The organism is Citrobacter sp. Awk 2 (genome assembly GCF_028069815.1).
Lineage (GTDB): Bacteria > Pseudomonadota > Gammaproteobacteria > Enterobacterales > Enterobacteriaceae > Citrobacter.
Genome location: NZ_JANEWL010000056.1, coordinates 1 through 22,558, shown reverse-complemented (window position 1 = coordinate 22,558; position 22,558 = coordinate 1). Strand labels below are relative to the sequence as shown.

At 48.6% G+C, this 22,558-nt stretch carries 20 protein-coding genes; all 20 read right to left on the bottom strand.

Annotated features, from left to right (window positions below; all coding sequences use genetic code 11):
- Positions 1-241 precede the first annotated feature (241 nt).
- Positions 242-1,132, bottom strand: coding sequence for a GalU regulator GalF (gene galF, locus NNO02_RS14420; RefSeq protein ID WP_005122445.1), 891 nt, complete (start codon positions 1,130-1,132; stop codon positions 242-244).
- 165 nt (positions 1,133-1,297) lie between these two features.
- Positions 1,298-2,686 carry a colanic acid biosynthesis protein WcaM gene (wcaM, locus tag NNO02_RS14415; RefSeq protein WP_271455098.1) on the bottom strand — a complete coding sequence of 463 codons (1,389 nt, stop codon included), beginning with the start codon at positions 2,684-2,686 and terminating at the stop codon, positions 1,298-1,300.
- 11 nt (positions 2,687-2,697) lie between these two features.
- A complete protein-coding gene (wcaL, locus tag NNO02_RS14410; protein WP_271455097.1) occupies positions 2,698-3,918 on the bottom strand; it encodes a colanic acid biosynthesis glycosyltransferase WcaL in 1,221 nt (406 codons plus the stop codon).
- Positions 3,915-5,195, bottom strand: a complete 1,281-nt coding sequence (gene wcaK, locus NNO02_RS14405; protein ID WP_271455103.1) for a colanic acid biosynthesis pyruvyl transferase WcaK — start codon at positions 5,193-5,195, stop codon at positions 3,915-3,917. Before wcaK ends, wcaL begins: the two co-directional genes overlap by 4 nt.
- Positions 5,196-5,258: 63 nt before the next feature.
- Entirely contained in the window at positions 5,259-6,737 is a 1,479-nt protein-coding gene (locus tag NNO02_RS14400) for an MOP flippase family protein (protein ID WP_271455096.1), read from the bottom strand.
- A 1-nt stretch (position 6,738) separates the two neighbouring features.
- Positions 6,739-8,133, bottom strand: a complete 1,395-nt coding sequence (gene wcaJ, locus NNO02_RS14395; protein WP_271455095.1) for an undecaprenyl-phosphate glucose phosphotransferase — start codon at positions 8,131-8,133, stop codon at positions 6,739-6,741.
- A gap of 294 nt (positions 8,134-8,427) precedes the next feature.
- Positions 8,428-9,870, bottom strand: coding sequence for a mannose-1-phosphate guanyltransferase (gene cpsB, locus NNO02_RS14390; protein ID WP_271455094.1), 1,443 nt, complete (start codon positions 9,868-9,870; stop codon positions 8,428-8,430).
- 3 nt (positions 9,871-9,873) lie between these two features.
- Positions 9,874-11,097, bottom strand: coding sequence for a WcaI family glycosyltransferase (locus tag NNO02_RS14385; protein WP_271455093.1), 1,224 nt, complete (start codon positions 11,095-11,097; stop codon positions 9,874-9,876).
- A complete protein-coding gene (locus tag NNO02_RS14380) occupies positions 11,094-11,573 on the bottom strand; it encodes a GDP-mannose mannosyl hydrolase (protein WP_271455092.1) in 480 nt (159 codons plus the stop codon). Before NNO02_RS14380 ends, NNO02_RS14385 begins: the two co-directional genes overlap by 4 nt.
- On the bottom strand, positions 11,573-12,541 hold the full coding sequence (gene fcl, locus NNO02_RS14375; protein ID WP_271450352.1) for a GDP-L-fucose synthase: 969 nt from the start codon (positions 12,539-12,541) through the stop codon (positions 11,573-11,575). Before fcl ends, NNO02_RS14380 begins: the two co-directional genes overlap by 1 nt.
- Before the next feature lie 5 nt (positions 12,542-12,546).
- On the bottom strand, positions 12,547-13,668 hold the full coding sequence (gmd, locus tag NNO02_RS14370) for a GDP-mannose 4,6-dehydratase (RefSeq protein ID WP_271442409.1): 1,122 nt from the start codon (positions 13,666-13,668) through the stop codon (positions 12,547-12,549).
- A 24-nt stretch (positions 13,669-13,692) separates the two neighbouring features.
- A complete protein-coding gene (gene wcaF, locus NNO02_RS14365) occupies positions 13,693-14,247 on the bottom strand; it encodes a colanic acid biosynthesis acetyltransferase WcaF (protein WP_271442408.1) in 555 nt (184 codons plus the stop codon).
- A gap of 9 nt (positions 14,248-14,256) precedes the next feature.
- A complete protein-coding gene (wcaE, locus tag NNO02_RS14360; protein WP_271455091.1) occupies positions 14,257-15,003 on the bottom strand; it encodes a colanic acid biosynthesis glycosyltransferase WcaE in 747 nt (248 codons plus the stop codon).
- Positions 15,004-15,008: 5 nt separating this feature from the next.
- Positions 15,009-16,226 carry a colanic acid polymerase WcaD gene (gene wcaD / locus NNO02_RS14355; RefSeq protein ID WP_271455090.1) on the bottom strand — a complete coding sequence of 406 codons (1,218 nt, stop codon included), beginning with the start codon at positions 16,224-16,226 and terminating at the stop codon, positions 15,009-15,011.
- On the bottom strand, positions 16,201-17,418 hold the full coding sequence (gene wcaC, locus NNO02_RS14350; protein ID WP_271455089.1) for a colanic acid biosynthesis glycosyltransferase WcaC: 1,218 nt from the start codon (positions 17,416-17,418) through the stop codon (positions 16,201-16,203). The genes wcaD and wcaC overlap by 26 nt, the downstream gene beginning before the upstream one ends.
- A gap of 37 nt (positions 17,419-17,455) precedes the next feature.
- Entirely contained in the window at positions 17,456-18,298 is an 843-nt protein-coding gene (gene wcaA, locus NNO02_RS14345; protein WP_271442404.1) for a colanic acid biosynthesis glycosyltransferase WcaA, read from the bottom strand.
- A gap of 77 nt (positions 18,299-18,375) precedes the next feature.
- A complete protein-coding gene (gene wzc, locus NNO02_RS14340; RefSeq protein ID WP_271455088.1) occupies positions 18,376-20,538 on the bottom strand; it encodes a tyrosine-protein kinase Wzc in 2,163 nt (720 codons plus the stop codon).
- The gene (gene wzb, locus NNO02_RS14335; RefSeq protein ID WP_271450340.1) at positions 20,538-20,984 is read right to left on the bottom strand and encodes a low molecular weight protein-tyrosine-phosphatase Wzb; all 447 of its coding nucleotides are present in this window, start codon (positions 20,982-20,984) and stop codon (positions 20,538-20,540) included. The genes wzc and wzb overlap by 1 nt, the downstream gene beginning before the upstream one ends.
- 5 nt (positions 20,985-20,989) lie before the next feature.
- Positions 20,990-22,129 carry a polysaccharide export protein gene (locus NNO02_RS14330; protein WP_271455087.1) on the bottom strand — a complete coding sequence of 380 codons (1,140 nt, stop codon included), beginning with the start codon at positions 22,127-22,129 and terminating at the stop codon, positions 20,990-20,992.
- 219 nt (positions 22,130-22,348) lie between these two features.
- Positions 22,349-22,558, bottom strand: a 210-nt coding sequence (locus tag NNO02_RS14325; protein ID WP_271455086.1) for a hypothetical protein, incomplete at its 5' end; no start/stop codon positions are given.

The window sequence follows — 22,558 nt, the reverse complement described above, 5'->3', positions numbered from 1 at the left end:
ATAACCCTCAACGAATTAAGGAATATCTCGACCGAATATTCTCTTATTTATTCACTGTGTAGACAAGAAAAATGTCCTACGGCGGACCGGTAATTTCTTACCGATCTACCTTTTTTAGTATTTGAAATTTATAAAAAAACAGTTGTAGCAGCATGCTGCGGGTATCAGACAAATCATTACTCTTTACATATACTGCTGCGATACCCGGTTCAAATCGTAGGCAATGAGAGTAGCAGTGGCATTAGCTCAGCAGTTTTAAAATTTGATCCCTGAACTTCGGCCCCTCTTTCAGGTTGCGCAGTCCGTACTTCACAAATGCCTGCATATAGCCCATTTTCTTACCACAATCGTAGCTATCGCCGGTCATCAACATAGCATCAACAGACTGTTTTTTCGCCAGCTCAGCGATAGCATCCGTAAGCTGAATACGCCCCCACGCACCTGGCTGTGTACGCTCAATTTCCGCCCAAATATCAGCAGAAAGCACATAGCGCCCTACGGCCATCAGGTCCGAATCAAGGGTTTGCGGCTGATCGGGTTTTTCAATAAATTCAACGATGCGGCTGACCTTACCTTCGTTATCCAAAGGCTCTTTGGTCTGAATAACGGAATACTCAGAAAGATCGCCAGCCATACGTTTTGCCAGCACCTGACTACGCCCGGTCTCATTAAAGCGGGCCACCATTGCGGCCAGGTTGTAACGCAGTGGATCCGCGCTCGCCGTGTCAAGAATGACGTCAGGTAACACCACCACGAAAGGGTTGTCCCCGATTATCGGGCGAGCACAAAGAATAGAGTGGCCCAGACCAAGCAATTGTGCCTGACGGACGTTCATGATAGTCACACCTGGAGGGCAGATGGACTGCACTTCGGCCAGTAACTGGCGCTTAACACGCTGTTCAAGCAGCGATTCAAGTTCATAAGAGGTGTCGAAGTGGTTCTCAACCGCGTTCTTAGACGCATGTGTTACCAGAACGATTTCTTTGATACCTGCAGCTACAATCTCGTCGACAATGTATTGAATCATCGGCTTATCAACGATCGGTAGCATCTCTTTTGGGATGGCCTTTGTAGCAGGCAACATGTGCATCCCGAGGCCTGCTACCGGAATAACTGCTTTCAAATTAATCATTAAGTCATTCACCTATTCAATAGTTGCTGAATTATAGCTTTTTAGCTTGTTTTAGCCAGTATGAATTACATTGCTCAGTTAGGACGCATGTTACGCCGCTTATCGGCAGAATGCAGTAATCATAATCTTAGCCGGGTAGGTTTTTAGCCAGGAATGGTCGTAAAATTACCGACCCGGTAGTCGAAAATTCACTGCCGCGACATTCACAACCTGGTGTGTTACGCTGTCAATATCAACTGAGCTTTGTCCAGCTTCATTAACTGCATGAACGTTGGCTAGCGAGAGCAAGGTACCCTGTTTGGCCATAAACTTGCCGCGAACATCATTGCGCAGATCAAAGTGCATCTTTAGCGCAGGTCCTGTGGTGGATTTCTGCATCACATTGATATTTCGCAAGAAAAGATGCTGAGGTTTGTTGTGCAGCTCCAGCGTCGCGCGTTTCATCTCAACGTTGGTAATGGCCACAAATGAAGTTGCATTACCTGAGGAAATCTGAATACCACGTAATTTATAATCGAGATGTGTGTTATCCAGTTGAATATTATTTAACTTAAAGTTTTGCGGTATGGACAAATATCGTCCTTTGATCACACCGTAACCAATCAGCATCCCTGCGCTATTTTTCATATTGATATTATCGATCACGAAATTATCACATCCATAAATAGCGACTGTAGCATTATCGATGCCCGCTTTCTTGCTGAAATCCGGGGTGATATTTCGCGCGGTAATATTACGAATGATAAAATGTTTGCCGTTCTCGACATGGACTAACTGCCGACAATCCGAGCCCGTTATATTTGCTACCACAAATCTTTTCACCGCCAGTTCGTCTGGGTAGGTGTTGTCGTACGTACTACCTGCCAGCCCAATACCGATACCCCAGTTAACATTTCCGTTCGTACAATTGATGCGTTCTATAACATGGTCTGAAATCACGATGTCACTGTCGTTTATCGCGACATTCCACTCGATGGCATCACCCTGTAAATCACTAAAACGACTGTTAGTTATCCGTACGCCATCCATCTGATTATGAAACCCCTGACGCAAGATCCCATAATTCGCATGAGTGACGGTAATGTCATCAATGGTGAGATTACGCATCGCCCTGGGCGTTTTCCCCCCGATATAAATTTGTGCCACGGGGGCGAAACCGCTCATGGCTATGCCTTTTATCACACAGTCGGAGCCCCGAACATCAAGGGTAATATTTCGCAAACGCCCCCCCTGCCCCCCTGTCACGCTACAGCCATCCTGCAGAATAAATCGCCCACGACTGCTGCTACTCACACTGCCTTGCAGATGCAACATCTTACCTGGAGGGATCACGATTGCGGTATTGATATTCTTGCACTCCAGGCCAGCAGGCACGACGACGGTTTGCGCGTCTATAAATGCCTGGCGGAAGGAAGCAACCCAATCCTGGGGATTGTAATCCTCGATATTGACGCTGCGTCTTGCTTCAAACGCTCTGGCGACGGGAGTATGGAGAACGACAAGCGCAGAGCCTGCCGTCAGAAAAGTACGTCGGGAGAGTTTTTTCTCTGGCATACAACCTCGATTTACATCGTTTGCAGCAGACTGGCTAGCTGTTTGTTGATCGCAAGCTGGTTAAAATCAGCGGCTATTTTTTCGCGGGCGCACTCCACCACCGGCTTCACTTGCTCAGTGTCAAGCACACTGACCGTCGCCAATCGCTCCGCCAGGGCCTGAGCATCATTCTCTGGTGCCAGCCAGCCGGACCTTCCAGACTCTACCAGCTCAGGGATCCCACTGTGCACGGTAGAAACGACCGGTATTCCAACCGCCATGGCTTCCATCAACGCCACCGGGATCCCCTCCATGTCACCATCAATTCCCGTGACGGAGGGCAACAGGAAAACATCCGCCTGCTCAAGCATCTCTTTAACCTGATGGCTGGGTTTAAATCCTGACATTTCAATCACATCATCCAGTTCATATTGCTCGACAAGCGTACGTAACCGACGCTCCCAAGGGCCAATTCCCAGAATGCGATAACGAAATGAGATACCTCGCGCCTTCAACCGGCGGCACGCTTCAATAGCGACATGCAGCCCTTTTTTCTCGGTTAACCGTGCAACGGAGAGAATTTCTAGCGGCGTGCCCGGCGCTTTCACCTCACGAGGTGTAAAACGCGTCATATCAATCCCCATACGCGATACCGCTATTTTATGCGGTGGACATCCCATATTTCGCAAACGTTCGGCCCAGAGATTGCTGATGGGCAACATCAAATCACCGCGCTGAAACAGCTTCTGATATTCGGGGGTATAGCGGGCAAGGATGTCCCGATGCGAAACATCAATACCATGGAAGACAGTGGCTATTTTGCCGCGGATCACGCCGAGTTCACGCAGCTTGGCCGCCGTTACGCCAGCGGGCCCAAAGTGCGCAATAAAGACATCGGCCTGGAATGCGCGCGGGGTTGCCGCACAGATCGCGGCTAAAATCAGATTACGCGCCTCATCGCCATAGCGTGGAACATTGAACGCCTTCCAGGTCGCAGTCCGGGTAATGCCCTGTAAAATCGTCAAGGTGCGATATTTCAGCTTTGCCAACCTGCCAGCCGGTTCTTTCAATAACCATCGTGTTTTTTCGCCCAGGCGGTAGTCCACATAGGAGGCATGAGTGTTATCAAGATCGCCCTGATATAACGCGATAATTTCAACATCATGCCCCATATCGATAAACGCGGTAATCTGATTCAGCACAAAGGTTTCAGAGGACAGCGGAAATTTAAGCAGGAAAAAGCTGACTTTCATTTCCCCTCCTCAATACGCGTTAATACCGATTGCACCATACGCATACCGTGTTCACGTTCACGCTTAACGGCCTCCTCCACCCTGACGTTAAGTTCAGCCAACCGTCCCAGGATATCGGCAACCCTGCCCTCAAGGCTGCCATCCAACAGATGGTGGATATCAACCGCCATTTCCGCTAATCCCAGTTGCTGCATAATTCCCGCCGATTTGTGCTCATAATTAATGGCTATCGCCGGCGTCATAAAGTTCATCGAGATGATGGCAGAGTGCAGGCGTGTGCCCACCGTCAGGTCACATGCGCCCAATATTTTTCCCATTTCAAGATCGTTTAGTTCATCCATGACCACGTGATAACGGGCCGGATCGTTAACGTACTGACGCAGGTTCAGTGCAACCATGCGATCATCTTTGTTGTAACTATCAATACCGGTACAGGTTGAGAGCGCCATCACCTGGTAACCTTCGTCAAGGATCCGATTAACCACGCCGGCAAAGGCTCGCTCATAGGCCTGTTGTGTGGTCCCAAGACGCTTATCAAACGGTGCCAGTTCACGTAGTGTAATGGCGACAGTCTTCTGCTTTGCTGCCGTTTGTAACCAGTGCTGTACGGCATAACCCGGTTCAAAGTCATCGTGATGGTTGTCTACCAGCCAAGCGGTATCCACACCCGACTCAACCTTCTCTGTCGTTATTTCACTGCGTTTCATCAGTTCCAGACTGACCGACTCTCGTAAAATTAGCGCATTGCAGTGCCCAAAAACGTAATTCGCCAACTGATTGAACTGTTCGTCCTGGAATGGCCCGACGCTGTGACCAATCATGTACAGCGGTTTTTTGGCCATAAATGAACACAGTGCATGCTCAAACTGCGGCACACCATAAAGATCGACAAAAAACGATCCGCCGACCTGGATAATGGCGTCATAACGCGACAACAAGCGGACAAAGTCAGTAAACCCCTGAGCAATAGCGATGTTGCGCAGATTTCCGGAATCGGTAACGCGCGAGAGCAGCACCTGATGCTGATAGCGACGACGCAGCACTTTCTTTACGCGCCCCATGACGCCTGCAGCGTTGTTATGCTGCTTCATCTGTGAATACAGTGGGTCGCCCATCACCGGTCGGTTTAGTAACCAGGAGGAACTCACCGGATAGCGGCTCATCACATCCACTTCCGTCTCAGGCTGGAGCGTATGAATGGCATCCAGCAAACCGCGCAAAATGGCGCTGTCCCCACGATTTCCGCAGGTGTGGTTGCCCAGAATCAGTAATTTCATCATGACCTCTTAAAATCAGTGCGGATAACGGTTTTCGCGTCTCCGGACGACAACAAACGCAATTCATCCTGCGCGGAACAGGGCTTTCATTTTTTCACCTCGACAGAACTGCCGTTTGATTTCCACCACCAGCGGATCACGCGACAGCACAATCATCACGACAAACGCCAGAGCGCCAGCGGCTATCTGTAGGCTCAGCAACGCACCTAACGGCAATTTATTTTGCAGTGTCATTCCCAGCACGTAACTCACCACCAACGTGGGTAAGGAGAGATAAAACGGTAGCCACAGGCTGAGCATGTACTGCCGATAGCTCGGTCCCAGTACCGGTTTGATCATCACGAAATAGCTCAGGATGGTGTTTATGACCTGTACCAGTAAAAAACCCAGCGTGATGCCAATCACACCCGCCACATTCCCGCCAACCAGGATGGCGGGGATAAACAAAAAGGTTTTGAATATATTGAATTTGAAGCTGATATCGACCCGTGCTTTGGCCATCAGCAGAGAGCCTATCGGATTACCGACTGAGCGCAGCAGACCCACAATGCACAGCAGTTGCAGCACCGGAACAATACTGTTCCACTTTTCACCAAACACCAGCGGTACAACGTTATTCGATACCACCATCAATCCCAGTAGCGCCGGGAAATTGATAATGCCAACAACAGATAGCAGCTTGTAAAAATTGACCCGTAGTTTTTCGGTATCGTCCTGAATTTTGGCAAACGCTGGAAACAATACTCGGGTAATTATCGGATTCAGTTTGATGGGCGGTACAACTGCCACGTTCCAGGCAAGATTGAAGCCTCCCGCAACGCCCGCCCCCAGGGCTCTGGCCAGCACCAGCGTCGAAAGGTTAGTGTTCACGTAATTGATGATGCTGTCCGCCGTCAGCCACGCCCCAAAGCGCAGATTTGACGACACGGATGAAAGTGAAAAACACAGTCCAGGTCGATAAATTTTGCGGCCAAAATAGCCAAACAGCAGCGTGCGTAGCGTACTGTTCACCAGATACCCAACAATGGCCGTCATGGCGATCGGCCAAAAATGCGCGCTAACCACGGTAAAAGTAAAACCGGCCAGTACTGAACTGGTTTCAATCATGCCAATTTTGTTGAAGGCCAGTTCTTTTTGCATCAGCGCACGGAACTGCTGCCCATGCGGGATCACCACAAACGCCAGCGCTAAGGTTTTAATCAGTGGCACCAGCTCAGGGTTATTAAGCACATCGGCTATAGTCTCGCTGAGCGAAAACATAGCAATACAAACGGCGATCCCCAGCCCAACGTTTAACCAGTACAAGGTGGTTAGTTCAAGATAACCTATCTCTTTGCGCTGAATAATCGAGTTGGCGATCCCAAAATCAGACAGCGTATCGGCCAGCGCGATAATCACCAGCGACACGGTTAATAACCCGAACTGATGATTATCAATAATCCGCGCCAGAACCGTCATCTGAATGAGCCCCAGACCGATGATGATTACCGTAGCAATGGCTGACCACTTGGCACCGTTGAGGGTTTTTTCTCGTAAGCTCATATTAATATGCCGCTTTATTGACGAAGCCTTTAAACACCGTCAGAAAAACGATTTTGATATCGAACCACACACTCCATTCACGAATGTATTCGAGGTCAAACTCTACCCGTTTTTCCATTTTTTCCAGCGTATCGGTTTCACCACGCCAGCCGTTGATTTGCGCCCAACCGGTAATACCTGGCTTCACCTTATGGCGTAACATGTACCCTTCTATCAGCTGACGGTACTGTTCGTTATGCGCCACCGCATGTGGACGCGGCCCGACAATAGACATCCCCCCTGTCAGCACATTTATAAACTGTGGTAGCTCATCCAGTGACGTCCGCCGCAGGAAGTTACCCACGCGGGTCACACGCGGATCGTTCTGCGTGGCCTGGGTCACCACTGCATCGTTTTCCATTACCTTCATGGAACGAAACTTCCAGACTTTGATCGGTTTCCCGTCCATCCCATAGCGTGTCTGACGAAAAATTACCGGCCCCTTTGAGGTCAGCTTCACCATCAGCGCAATGGCGCATAGCACAGGAGAAATTAGCAGCAGGATTAACGATGCCAGGACGATATCCTCCGCGCGCTTCAGCAGACGATTAATGCCAGAAAGCGGTGTGTCATACAGCGGTACCACAGGAACACCGTTCATCTCTTCAATTCGTGAGTGCAGAATATTGAAGGTAAAGACATCAGGGATCAGGAGCACTGAACAGGTGGTATCAGCCAGTTCGCGTACCAGTTTTTTTACGCGCGCCCCATCGCTCATCGGCATAGCGATATAGACGTTATGAATGCGTGAGGCTTTGGCATCATCCACCAGTTGCTGCAGATTTCCCGCCCAATCACGGGCATTTTTCCCGGGTATTGGGTCGTGATAGACACCCGCGACCTCAAATCCCAACCATGGCTCATGGCGAAAGCTTTCCAGCAGTACCTGTCCGGCGGGAAGGTCCCCTGCTACCGCTACCCGGCGCGTGTTATAACCACGATTTCGCAACCATCCCGCCCCGTAGCGAATAAACGCACGGCACAGCACCAGACCAATACTTGACAGCAGATACCATGCCAGCCAAAGAGCAAACCGGTTATCAAAATCGTTATTAAAGGCAATCAGACCCGCGCAAAAAATCAGACTCAGCGTCCAGTTTTGCAACAGCAGCACCAACTCTGTTGAAATTTTTACCCCGCGCCAGGAGCGGTAAAAATCCGTTATCCCGCCCAGCATCTGAAAAACGACCAGCGTAATTAACGCTACCAGCAGGTGCATATACAGGAAAGGCAAACCGCTCAGTTCGCAGACTATCCATAATCCACCAAACATGATGGTGATATCTGAAAAGCGTTGCACCATCGATATTAACGACGCATTGGTTTTGGCTCGTTCGCGCTTTTTTAGATGTGTCATCGTGGTTCCTGTTAGTCGCCACTTGCCCTTATCGGGCAAGGGAAATACCAGCATTACTGATTTAGCAATGCCAGGAGAGTGCGCGTTCGCACGTTCAGGCGTACATCAGCAATTGACCCGTAACAAATATCAAAAGTGGTAACACAGATTATTTGGCTCACGTTATCTCCTTTTTCAGGCAACAGTTAGCCGGACCTGATTGCCTCAATAAATAAGTAACAAAAGCCAGACTCTGTTATTTTTATTTCATAAAAGTTCGCAGAGAGTCAGTTAACAGAGATGAATAATAGATTTCTATATATGCTCATGATGTGTGCCAAACCTTACAATATCATCTTCTTCAAGGTAGACCCCAGAACGAACTTCAATCATCTCCAAGGGAACCTTCCCAGGGTTTTCAAGACAATGAACAGTGCCCTGAGGAATATATACTGATTGATTTTCACTTAATAACTGGACCTCATCACAGATCGTGACCTTTGCCGTTCCCGCAACAATAATCCAGTGTTCAGCGCGATGATGGTGCATACGTAATGCAAAGCCCTGACCGGGTTTCACGGTTATTCTTTTAACCTGATAACGATCGCCTTCATCGATAGAGTCATATTTCCCCCAGGGTCTAAAAACCTCCCGATGAATATGATGCTCCGAGCGACCATCCGCCTGAATTTGTGCAACAATTTTTTTTACATCTTGCACATCTGTTTTATTTGCGATTAATACTGCATCTTTAGTTTGGACAACAATCAGATCTTTTACGCCGACGGTTGCCACCAGTCCCGATTCGGCGTAGACATAACTGTTCTCTGTATTATGGTCAATAACATCACCATGATAAACATTACCCTCGTCGTTACGATCGCTGATTTCCCAAAGTGATGACCATGACCCTACATCGCTCCAGCCGACGTTCATCGGCAGGACTACAGCGTCCGTGGTTTTCTCCATCACGGCATAGTCGATCGATTCTTCTGGGCAAGCCTGGAAATCCTCCCGACTGACACGGATAAAATCATTGTCCAGTTCAGCGTTATCCATCGCCAACAAGCAGGCCTGTAAAATATCTGGACGATATTTTTCGAGCTCTTCAAGATAGCGTCGGGCCTGGAATAAAAACATACCGCTATTCCAATAATATTCACCAGCAGAGATATATTTTTCGGCTGTTTCAAGGTCAGGTTTTTCCACAAAAGCATCAACATTGAAAGCAACAGAATCAACTTTTATCTGGGTACTGCTGACTTCACCGCGTCGAATATAACCGTACCCTGTTTCCGGTGCATCCGGAACGATACCAAATGTTACCAGCTTGCCATTTTCAGCTAACGGGATAGCTGAGGTCACTGCATCGTGGAAGAACTTATTTTCTTCGATAATATGATCAGCCGCCAGAACCAGCAATAACGGGTTATGTTCGGAATTATTGTTACATGCTGCGATTGCTGCCAGCGCGATTGCTGGTGCGGTATTCCGGGCTTGTGGCTCAAGAATAATATTACCCGTTAGCTTATCGATTTCTTGCAATTGCTCAGCAACAATAAATCGATGCTTTTCATTACATATTACAAGCGGTGGTGAACAATCCAGGCCATCAAGGCGGAAAATTGTCGATTGCAACATAGTGTTTTGCCCATCCAGACACAAGAACTGCTTTGGATATAATGTTCTGGATAATGGCCATAAACGGCTACCGGACCCACCTGCAATAATTACCGGATGAATGTTATTTTGGCTCATACGTCAACCCTTCAAATGATTAATAAATTGATTCAAGACATTATCTTTTTCAAGTGCAGACTCTGCATATGAACGTGCAATCATATTGTATTCAGGCATAGTGATTGCTTCAGTAATACCCGCCACAAGCATTTCAACTGATTCTGGCTCAATACAGATTGCAATACCTGGATGTTTCTGACAAAGCTGCCCCAGTTCGGTGTGGGGCTCTGCTGTAATCACGGCATTTCCCCCGACCGCCAATATGTTCGTTAACTTCGAAGGAAGGACCGCATCTGCAGCGCCACGTCTTTGGATGACTAAATGGCAATCTGCTAGCCTTAATAACGCAGGCAGCATTTCATAAGGTTGCAGTGGGTAGAACTTAACATTCGTTAGGGCTCGTTCCTTGACCATTTGTTCCATCCTGGATTTTCCCCCTCCCTGACCCACAATAACGTATATCCATGGTTTATCCTGAGTCTGACTTGCAGCCTCAACGATATTTTCAACACCTTGCTTCTCACCAATATTGCCGGAATACAAAATCATTTTTTTATCGGTTGGCAAATCAAACTGCTGACGTATTTGCTCTATATCAGCACTATCCACCTGGCTGAATCTTTCCACTTCAGACCAGTTCGGGAAAAAGATAAGTTTTTCTGCAGCAACACCTTTCTCCTGCGCTTTTTGCATCATAGAGCGGGAGATCGTGGAAACATTATCCACACTCAACAAACTGCTGCGCTCAAATGCTTTGGCTACTCGCGCAATCATTGTGGAGTTTCCGGTTGCCGCCAGTCCCAGTCCCAACATCGCATCAACTTCATAGTCCTGAATATGCAGCACGGTGCGAGAGTCAGACAGTTTTGCCAACAAACGCATTCCTGGTGTACAGAATAGCGTGGGTACCACACCGATAATGTATTCAGGCTTCCACCGATACTGAGCCAACAGGGGAAAAAGACTGCTCAGGGCAAAACTGCCCAAATGTAGCAACCGCTTTAGCGTTGAAGGCTGAGCCGGTACATATAATGGACAGCGCCAGACAGTAGTGACACCCACTTCCCGACGATAACGCCAGGAAGAATAAGATTCGCCTACTTGCCACTGTGGATAATAAGGAGGGGCCGTGATAACCCGAACCTCATGCCCCTGGCCTGCCATCCACTCCACCATCTCTCCCGTGTATTTACCAATTCCGGTCAACTCGGGCGAGTAATTGATGCCATAAACCAGAATTCTCATATCCCGGGCACCCGATCTTTCGTCGCGGAGTTGAAATATGCCTGCGTATTTTTATGCACATTTCCATCGACAATCAGTTCATCCGATTTAGCCCAACGCCAGGTATCATGCTGTTTTGACGGCAGCATTGATGTACTGGTATTAATTTTCAGTCGAAAACCCAGCACCACATAATGCGTTGTAAACGAAGAACCAGAAAAATTATCATCATAAAAGTGCTGCCAGACACCAAAAAACTCACCGTGTGTTATGGGAAACCGCTGACCTAATTCCTCTTCCGTCAAACGCATAAATGCTTGTTCCAGCGTTTCATCTTTTAATACTCTGCCGCCTGGCACAAACCAATATCCTTGAGCAGGCCTGTTAGTTCTTTTCCCAACTAAAAACTCCCCAAACTCATTCTCAATGATAAAATCCAGAGAGATCAGCGGTGTCGTGCGCACCGCATTAGCGAAGTCTTCTTTATTGAGAAACATTACTCACCCCGATACCGCTGCTGATTATCAAGGAACCAGCGATAAGTATTAACCAGCCCCTGTTCAAGACCTATTTCATGATGCCATCCGAGTCTTCTCAGGCGGCTCACATCAAGCAGTTTTCGTGGTGTCCCATCAGGTTTAGATGCATCAAAAATAATTTCACCGCGGAAACCGACAACTTTTGCAATGGCATCGGAAAGTTCACGAATAGTGCAATCTTCACCCGTACCTACGTTGACATGAGAAAGCATTGGTTCTGTATTTTCCTGCCAAACCTCATTGTCTAACTCCATAACATGGATGCTTGCTGCCGCCATATCATCGACATGCAAAAATTCACGCATGGGTTTTCCACTGCCCCAAACTTCAACGTATTTGTCATCACGTTGAGTGGCTTCATGAAAACGACGCAATAGCGCAGGAATCACATGAGAATTATCTTTATGGAAATTGTCGTTAGGTCCATACAGGTTCGTCGGCATCACTGAACGGTAATCCCGGCGATGCTGCCGGTTATAGGACTCACACAGTTTTATCCCTGCAATTTTAGCGATGGCATAGGGCTCATTTGTCGGCTCCAGTGATCCCTGCAACAACTCGCTCTCTTTGATGGGTTGCTGCGCAAACTTAGGATAAATACATGATGAGCCTAAAAATAATAACTTCTCGACATTTGAATTATGAGCCGCATGAAGAATATTACTTTCCATCATCATGTTTTCATAAATGAAATCAGATGGATAATTATTATTAGCCATAATCCCGCCCACTTTTGCCGCGGCAAGATAAACCTGGTCAATATGTTCACTGGTAAAGAAATCATTAACCGCCGTTGTGTCTAATAAATTGAGCTGCTCACGGTTACGAATGATTAACTCTACATCTTCACGTTGTGCGAGTTGTCGGTAAATAGCAGAGCCCACCATTCCCCGATGTCCCGCGATATAAACACGTTTCTTCTTCATCATCATTAGCTCTCCAGTGCAATAACAACATCGTAACCATGGGACTTCAGCAGTGAATGTTTCTTCGCGGCTTCCAGATCGTGAGCAACCATTTCAGAAACCATCTGTCGCAGCGTGATTTCCGGCTTCCAGCCCAGTTTTTCGTGTGCCTTTGTCGGATCGCCCAACAGCGTTTCCACTTCCGCAGGACGGAAATAGCGCGGGTCGACGGCGATCATCACATCCCCCGGTTTCACCCCTGGCGCATCATGCCCAGTCACCGAAACCACAATGCCTTTTTCATTCACGCCCTCACCTTCAAAGCGCAATTTAATACCGAGTTGGGCAGCGGCCATTTCCACAAACTGACGGACGGAATACTGCACGCCAGTAGCGATCACGAAATCTTCCGGCTGTTCCTGCTGCAACATCATCCACTGCATCCTGACGTAGTCTTTGGCATGTCCCCAGTCACGCAGCGAATCCATGTTGCCAAGGTACAGACAGGACTCCAGTCCCTGGGCGATGTTGGCAATTGCGCGGGTAATTTTGCGAGTGACGAAGGTCTCGCCACGGCGCGGAGATTCATGGTTAAACAGAATGCCGTTACAGGCATACATGCCATAAGATTCACGGTAATTGACGGTGATCCAGTAGGCATACAGTTTGGCGACGGCATAGGGCGATCGCGGATAGAACGGTGTCGTTTCTTTCTGCGGGATCTCCTGAACCAGACCGTACAGTTCAGAGGTGGAAGCCTGATAGAAACGGGTTTTCTTTTCCAGCCCCAGGAAGCGAATCGCTTCCAGCAAACGCAGCGTGCCGATCCCATCAACATCAGCAGTATATTCTGGCGAATCAAACGACACCGCCACGTGGCTCATTGCGCCCAGGTTATAGACTTCATCCGGCTGAACCTCTTGCAAAATACGGGTCAGATTAGAAGAATCCGTCAAATCGCCATAATGCAGATGGAATTTGGGATTACCCGCATGCGGGTCCTGGTAAATATGGTCTACGCGTTCGGTATTAAATGACGAGGCCCGGCGCTTAATACCATGAACTTCATAACCTTTTTCCAGCAGAAACTCTGCCAGGTATGAACCATCCTGCCCGGTTACGCCAGTAATGAGAGCGACTTTTGACATGCTATTACCTCTTAAAATTTCCCTTCAGGGAGTAACGTTCTCGACGCGTTTACGCGTAACTACTGCGGGGTTACCCCGACATATGGCATTGGCCGGCAACGATTTAAAAACGCTGCTGCGTGCACCCACGACGGTACCGTCACCAATCGTCACGCCAGGCGCGACAAAAACATCTGTCGCCAGCCAGCATTTCTCGCCAATCACAATTGGCGTGGCGCAAATATCAAAGTGTTGGCTGGCATAATCATGACTCCCTGTGCATAAATAACTTCTCTGCGAAATAACCGTATGAGCCCCAATCGTAATATTACCCAGCGTATATAAAACCGCGTCATCACCCACCCAGGCGTAATCACCCAGTGTCAATTTCCACGGATAAGTAATTTTTACTGAAGGCCGAATAACTACGTTTTTTCCTATTTTCGCGCCAAATATTCTTAATAAAAAAGCCCGCCAGCGGTACATAACTTGTGGTGACCAGTGAAATAATGTTGCTTGTACCGCCCACCATAATTGCACTTTAATGACACCGCCGCCGCGAAAACCTTTCGGCACCGTGAAGCCTTCTAAATCCTGCATAGCGTATCCTTACGTTTTACCATATAAGTGTTTTGTCTTACCGGTTGTACGCAGGCGTATATATTCAGAAAATCCGGCCCAAAAGCCCGGCACGCGCAATATTTGTCGCTGGACTCTTTTAGCATCCCGACACAATTCCAGATTATTCGTAGTCGATACGCCGCCCATGGAAAACTCCGACACTAAACCAGTCAGTTTTTTAAAAGCGAACCCGGACTTGTATAATTTTGCTGCCAGCGCATAATCCGATGATATTTTATATTGCAAGTCATAATGCCAGGTTTGCAGGCCCGTCAGCGGGAAAAATATTGCCTGATGACTGGCTGGCAAACTGTGGTAGATGTACCAACCGGGTTTAGCCCGGCGCGTCATTTTTTTACCATTACCAAAGTCCAGCAATGCATCGCCAATCACCATCGCTTTATCACTCTGCGTTTTTAACTGGCGGATAAAATGTGCAGAATCAGCGTGCAGAATATCTCCAGAGTTGAGAAAGAGTGCAAAACGCCCGCGCGCCATAGCTATCCCTTTATTCATTGCGTCGTAGAGACCGTTATCAGGCTCGCTGACAAAACGTAACTGGTGCTCTCCATTGAGATTCTCCAGGAACGCTGGCGTACCGTCTGTAGACCCCCCATCGATAACAATCCACTCAAAGCTGATATCGCTCGTCTGCGCAAGATGTGCCAGTGACGCGTGGGTTTTGACGATCCCGTCCAGATTGCGAAAAGCGACGGTGATAATACTCAGCAGCATGTAAATTACCTCGCGATATTCAGCGCCTTGCGCAAAATAAACGGACATACGATTAAAAAAGCGTATTCCGGACTAAATACTGAACCGGTGAAAAACAACGACAACGGTGTAAAAAGATAAAGTTGCACCCGATAATTCTGATTATCACCAAATGCATTCATCATCATCTTCGTTACTTTCCCCATGTACCACAGGGATAATATTACGGCGAACCACGAAAAATAGATAATTAACAGATACAAACCATTGTCTATCGTTTTACCTACATCTGCACCGTTAAAGATTCCGAATGATGCAACATATTCATAAAGTGAGCCAAATCTCACTACACCGTCGACATTCAGCAATGAATATCCAACCATGACCAACGGCCCGACTATGCGATAATAAGATGAAGAGCCTTCAGTGCCTAAATCACCAAGACGCGTCGCAATGTAGGGAAAGGCAAATATCACGCCCACCATAAACACACTCAGTGAGATAATCGCCAAGGGTAACTTCTTTTTTATCGCATCCTTATTCAGATACTGAAACGCCCACTCCAGTAGGTAAAACAATATAAATGTCATTACCCCAGAAAACGATCCTGACAATACCACCCCTGTCAGAATCATAGCATCGGTCCTGGGCGTTTTGATACCAAACTGTTTGATGCTGAGCCAAATTGAGATTAACGCCAGAGCGAAAAATGCGGGTTCAAAATAGAGTGCAGTGGTACGTTTCCCACCAAATTTAATAAAGTTCAGAACATAGCTATTGCTGTAAATAAGATATTTCGAAATAGCTTCCATTATACTGCTGCCACCACTGAGAATGATCTGTACCATTTCAACGGCAGCCAGACCGACCACTAACCCCACCGCCAGCCAGAATAAACGTAAAATTTTAGGATAGTTATGTGGTGAAATGGTTTTGAAGCGAATGCTCCACACCATGCCAATAATGATCACGGTATAGATAAACAACATGGCAGATGTTACATACTTGCTGGCATCCAGCGATTGGCCAAACAGGTAGTTAAACACCGTCAGGGCCCCGCCTACACCCAACGCAATCAACAACTTTTTAATATTGATACGGTCGACGAACAGCAGTAGCAACAGCGGTAAAAAAGTGACAACGGTGACGGGGAAACTTTCACCCAGTTGCGCAAGTTTGACGTTAACCAGCAGATAAAGCAGCGGTAACACCAGATAGCTACAGACTCTGATAGTACGAGACATATTCCTCCAGCATCTGTTGTCCGCTGTATGCTGTCCGACTCTGCTGGCTAAAGGTTGCCAGCGTGGTGCCAAATACCGCCTGTGCAATTTCTGATTTTTTAAGTTGTACCAGACGCAGAACATCCGCTTCACTGAACGTTTTACCGCCTGATTTTGCCAGCACTTCCTGTGCCGCCTCGCTGTGCGTGGCGATAACCGGTACACCGATAGAAAGCGCTTCGCATAAAATTAACGGGTAGTTATCAACCCGTGAACTGAACACCAGCCCATCCATCTGATTTAGCGCCCCCATCAAGGTTCGTTTGTCACTTTCAAACCCATGGTTGATGACGTTTGCTCCGGCAAACGGGGAAAACTTACCGAATGTATGCAGCTCTATTTTGTCCCCGAGCGCGATAAGCGCCTGAACCAGTTGCTGGCTGGTTTTACCGTCATAGCGCAAATCGTGGGCTACCACGGCAATTTTCGGTCTGCCCGGCGGTTCATACTGAACTGGCAAGTCAGCAAGAATCGCTTCTGTCGCCACATCAATACCGTTATTGATGATGTGACAACGCCCGGCACCGTACAGACTGTTAAATGCTTCCGCCACATGTTGACTGGGCGAGATAAACTGGCAGCCAAGCGCCAACATCATGCGAAACATTTGACGTTTGCCAGGCAGTTGCTGGTGTGCTTTATCAACGCTAACCGGGGGATAGTTGCTTAACGTTGGGCATTTCTGGCAGCCCGTTTTCCAGCCTTCGCAACCATCGGTAAAGGCGCAGCGTCCGGTAACACTCCAGTGATCGTGCAGCGTCCAGACAAAGGTGATATCGGGCTTATGTGCCTTCACCTTTTGGCAAAACGCCACCACCTCTTCGAGATTCAGCCAGTAACTGTGCAGCACATGGAAATGCAGAACCAGCGGACCCGCAGTGCGGGTGATTGTGCGGTACATACTGTCGAGGTTGCCAAACAGATCGCGGTTTGCGAGGCGAAACAGCGCAATATTCGCCGCCGACGTCAAACGCGGCGCATGTTTAATCACGTGTGGATAATTCCCGTGACTGGCGCTTTTCTTGCCTCCTTTGCCATAACCGTATACAAACCGCGACGACCACCCTTTTTCCTGCGCGCGCAGGTGTAAATCCAGCGCGACCCCTGCGGCCCCGCCTTCGGCAAGCCGAACATTAAATTGCAGAATATTCATTGCATTACCTTCGCTCTCACATGTTGACTCAGCATACTTAGCGTCCTCGCAGACCGTCAGCCAGGCGCTTACCGTTGCGTATGGAAAGCAGCGTCAGCAATGTGCGCCAGTTCATCCGCTTGTTACGAATCTGATAAAGGGTAAACAGCTGATATTTTTTACTCGCCCGGTCAAATTTACCTTTGTGCTTGCGATAGAACTGGAAATAACCGGAGAACTTATGTGGAGAGGAAGTAATGCGCATCTCGCCGTGATTCACATGCAGGATCTGCGTCGCCTCTTTTACCTTCCAGGGTTTACCGTAGGCCACCACCATGCGCAGAAAAATGTCGTAGTCCTGAGCGGCTTTTAATGTGGTATCAAACAGGCATGCTTTGAAACGCCACGCCCAGCTAAAGACCTGATTACCAATGATATTTCGTTTGTAGAATCGGCGTCGTGAGTACATCGACTTCGGATACAGCGGCAGACTGGCTGGCTGTGAATAAACCTCACCTTCACAGACATAATCATCAGCGTAGAGAAAAGCGTGCGTCACCAGTTGATGACGAGACTGAAGGAATGTGCTCAGGCGATTCGGCGTCCACTCATCGTCATCATCAATTCCCGTAATGTACTGCCCACTGGCCTGCATGATCGCCTGATTGCGTACCGCGCACGCGCCGGAGTTAATAGCGTTATGCGTATAGCTCACGCGTGGATCGTTTAACGCCTCAACAAACTGTTGCAGCTGCTCATACTCGCAAGAGCAATCATCGACAATGATCATTTCCCAGTGGCTATAGTCCTGGCGCAGCACCGATTTAATCGCCCGAATAGCCAACTGCTGGCGGTTCCAGGTGGGCATATAAATAGAAATTAGCGGGTTGTCTGTCGTCATTTTTTTGTCCCAGATAAAGTTCACAGATGGCGCTACGCTTATCAGGCCTACATTCGATATGCGTTGCTGTTAGTTATCTATTTCGAATCCGACGTGTATTCGTATTCGTAGTAACCGTAATCCTGATACCCGCTGGCGCGCCGGAAAATGGAGTTGAGGATCACCCCTTTCACCTGAATACCGTTTTGCTCGAAGCGACTCAGACTGGTTTCCACCTCTTTCAGCGTGTTGACCGCGTAACGCGCCACCATCAGCGTGGTTCCGACGTGACGACCAACGATGGCCGCATCGGTCACGGCCAGTATTGGCGGCGTATCGATCAGCACCAGGTCATAGTTCGCGCTAGCCCAGGTCATCAGCTCGCCAAAGCGTTCGCTCATCAGCAGTTCTGAAGGATTAGGAGGAACCTGCCCGCGAGGGACCAGGTCAAAATGTGTAATTGAAGTCGGTTTTGCGCAGGCGGGAATGTCACCCTTGCCGCTAAGAATCTCAGACAGACCGTTGACGTTATTGGTCCCGAGCAGCTCATGGGTATAGCCTTTACGCATATCACAGTCGATCAGCAGCACGCGCTTGTCGGTCTGACTGATAACCGCAGCCAGGTTGGCACAGACAAACGTTTTGCCAATCGACGGGCTGACCCCGGTAAGCATCAGCACATTATTACGTGATTGCATCATGGCGAAGTGCAGGCTGGTACGCAGGCTGCGCACCGCTTCTATTGCCAGGTCAGTCGGATTACCTACCGCCAGCAACTGGCTCTGCTTATAGCGCTTAACGCCTTTAATGGTCTGCACGTTATCACGGGCTTTTTGCCATTCGGACAAAGGAATGCTGGCATACACGCTGATGCCGTGCTCTTCAAGCACCTGCGGGCTTTCAATACCGCGATTGAACAGCGATCGCAGCAGCACGCCAACCACTGAAAGCATCAAACCAAGAAGGATACTGCCGAGAATAATCAGCGCCGTTTTCGGTTTCAGAACACCGGGCTGGGCAATGGCGGGATCGACAATACGCACATCGCCAACCGTACTGGCTTCCGTGATCTTCAGCTCCTGCTGTTTATTCAGCAGTTGCATATAGACCTGCTGGCCGGACTCCACGTCACGCGTCAGGCGGACAATTTCCTGCTGCGTCTTCGGCATCGCCGTCACGCGCCCGTTCAGCTTGCTTTTTTCATCTTCCAGCGCCTGGCGTTTTTCCAGCAACGTGCGGTACGCCGGGTGCGCTTTGGTGAACAATTTGGAGATTTCAGCTTCTTTAAAGGTCAGTTCATTTAACTGGGCATCAATATTGACCATCGAGTCCAGCACCGCTTTGGCTTCCAGCGGTAAATCAACGGAGTCTTTATCCTGACGAAATGCATTCAGCTTGTTTTCGGCAACGTCCAGACGGTTGCGCACCTCTGGCAATTGTTTTGCCAGAAATGCCAGACTTTTGGCGGCCTCTTCAGATTTACGCTCCACGTTTTGTTGCAGATAGTTGCGGGTAATACTGTCGAGGATCTGGCGGATTTGTTCACGATCTTCCCCTGTAAAGATCAGGCTCAGAACCCCGGTATCTTTACCTGTTTCCGTCACCATCAGGTTATTTTGCAGATTGTTGATCGTGCCAAGCGTGGAGAACTTACTGACGGTAAATTCGCTACCCGGACTGGCATGAATTGCCTCAACCCGCATCGATACACCGTCATGGTTCAGCAACTGCCCAACCTGACCACGCGCGCTAAAACCGCCGTCACTCACCAGTTGATAACTTTTATCGTTCAGTACACTCAACGTGAAGGTCTGTTCATTCATTGACGTTGGCAAGGTGAAAGTCGTCACATTGACCGTTTCATTCTGGCGGCCCATCAGCCGGTCCCAGCCGGCACCAAAAAGAGGAAATGAATCTTTGGTGACGGAAATGTCCAGGTTGAGATCGTCTACCGTTTTGCCCAATACCCGTCGTGACTGAATAAGCTGAATTTCCGCTTCAGAAGCAGGTGGCTTGCTGGATAACGCCGAGCCAATATCCTGGACTAACGAGTTTCCGGTATTTTGTTCAATTTGCACCAACGCATCGGCACTGTAGATCGGCGTGGCAAACAGGGTGTAGACCGCCGCACACAGCGCAAATGCGGCAGTTATGCCCAGTACCCACCAGCGTGCTTCGACTACTGTCCCAACCAGACGTCCGATATCGATTTCATCGTTGCCTGTTACCGACGTTGCAGACTGTTTTTCTTTTTCTGTCATTATTTTCCCTGCTCCGCATTCAGTGCCTGAGCCCATTGATGGGCAGACCGCTCAAGTAGCGCATACACCGCATCAAATGCATCACGGCTTTTACGATACGGGTCGGGTATTTCGCGTTCGCTGTCCCAATGGCCGAACAGCATCACTTTGCCACGCATCTCCGGCACCATTTCACACAACGCCGTGATATGACGTTTTTCCATGGTCAGGATCAGGTCATATTCCCGGCACATCCGTCCCGAGATCTGCCGCGCACAATGATTTTCCAGCGACAAGTTATGCGCCTGAGCCACACTAATGGCACACGGATCAGCGCCCTTGCCTACCAGCGCGCCGAGGCCAGCGGAAGACACCGTCAACGCCGGATCAAATTGCCTTAACAAGCGCTCTGCCGTCGGAGAGCGGCAAATGTTCCCCACGCAGACAACTAATATTTTGTTAAACATGATGATTACCAGTTGTGAAGGTCGCTGGCCGTATCCGTCATGTAACGAACACCGCTAATGGTCGGCAGCAACTGATTGATCAAACGGTTCCAGCGAGCAACCGGCGCGGTCGTGACATACACCACATCGTAAGGCTGAAGTCGGAAAGAGGTCGCCATCACCAACGATGTCGCATCGGACATATCAAGCTGGTAGATATTGGCGATCTTGCCGTTATGCCCACCCTCGCCTTTTATTGGACGAATAACGAAGATGCCGCTGGCATTGGATGTGGTCAGGTCGATGCCCTCCGCATTGCCCAGCGCTTCAGTGAGCGTCATACCGCTGAAATCCATCTTGAGGGTGCTCTGTTTTTTCACTTCGCCCATCACGAACACTTTCAGGTCGTCATTTCTCGGGACAAACAAAATATCGCCAGGATAGAGCAGACGGTTCTGGCTTAGATCGCCATTTTGCATTAGCGCTTGCAGAGAAATTCGTTGCTCCTGCCCTTTGTGAGTCAGCACAACGTTGTGCCAGTCGGCCTCTTCAGTGAGGCCGCCTGCGGCATTAATAGCATCGAGGATGGTAAGAGGTACGTTGGTGATGGCCTGTTGACCGGATTTATTCACCTGCCCGGAGACATATGCCTTTTGCGAGCGGAATGCGGCGATATTAACGTCCACCTGCGGGTCCGCGATGTACTTCGCCAAGCGCCCGGTAATATCACTACGAATTTCTGCCAACGTTTTTCCCACCACGCTAACTTTGCCAATGTAGGGATAAAACATCGTGCCGTCAGGCTGTACCCAGTTTCCCGTATCGCTTGAGCTACGATACTGTCCCGCTGGCGTGGTGAGTTCGGGATGATCCCAGACGGTGACATTCAGGACATCACCGGGTCCGACCCGGTACTGATACCCGGAGATCTCCTGATCCAGCGACATATTAGGTTGAGCAACATTCGGTCGCGGACGCAATTGTTCAACCAGTCGTGGGGTAAGCGGATAAACATTCACCATCCGGTTGATATCAAAATCGGCATCCTGTTGCTTAATCACATCTTTGCCCATGGTAGACATATTGCTGCCCGGAAGCACGGTACAACCGTTGATCAATATTACCGACACCAATACTGGTATCAATTTAAGTTTGGATTTCATCATTGATTATTTATCACTTTGGCAGAGTCATTATCACGTGCGTTTTAAATAGCGATTACGCCTGTTTGCATTTACCTTGCCGTTAATTGAATAGAAATTTAACTGGCATCAGTCCTAAAAAAAATGAATTCATCTGCAGTCTCTTGACAGAATAATTTAGGTTTATCATCAGGCGACCAGGCACGCTACCGCCCCTGGCTTCATTAGCTACCAATGCACTGATTAATTTATATTTTTACCATCCTCGCAATTTTCATCATATTCATAGCATCTACCCATCAGAAATAGCATGGTGCGATACTGGCAACATATTTCTCTTTTGATTATTACGGGAAGAATTGTTGCAGCTAACCGAATAGCAGGCAAGATAACAAGTCCTGAAATATAGCCTTTTAAGATTAATATTAAGCGTGAGATGTGTATATTTTTAGG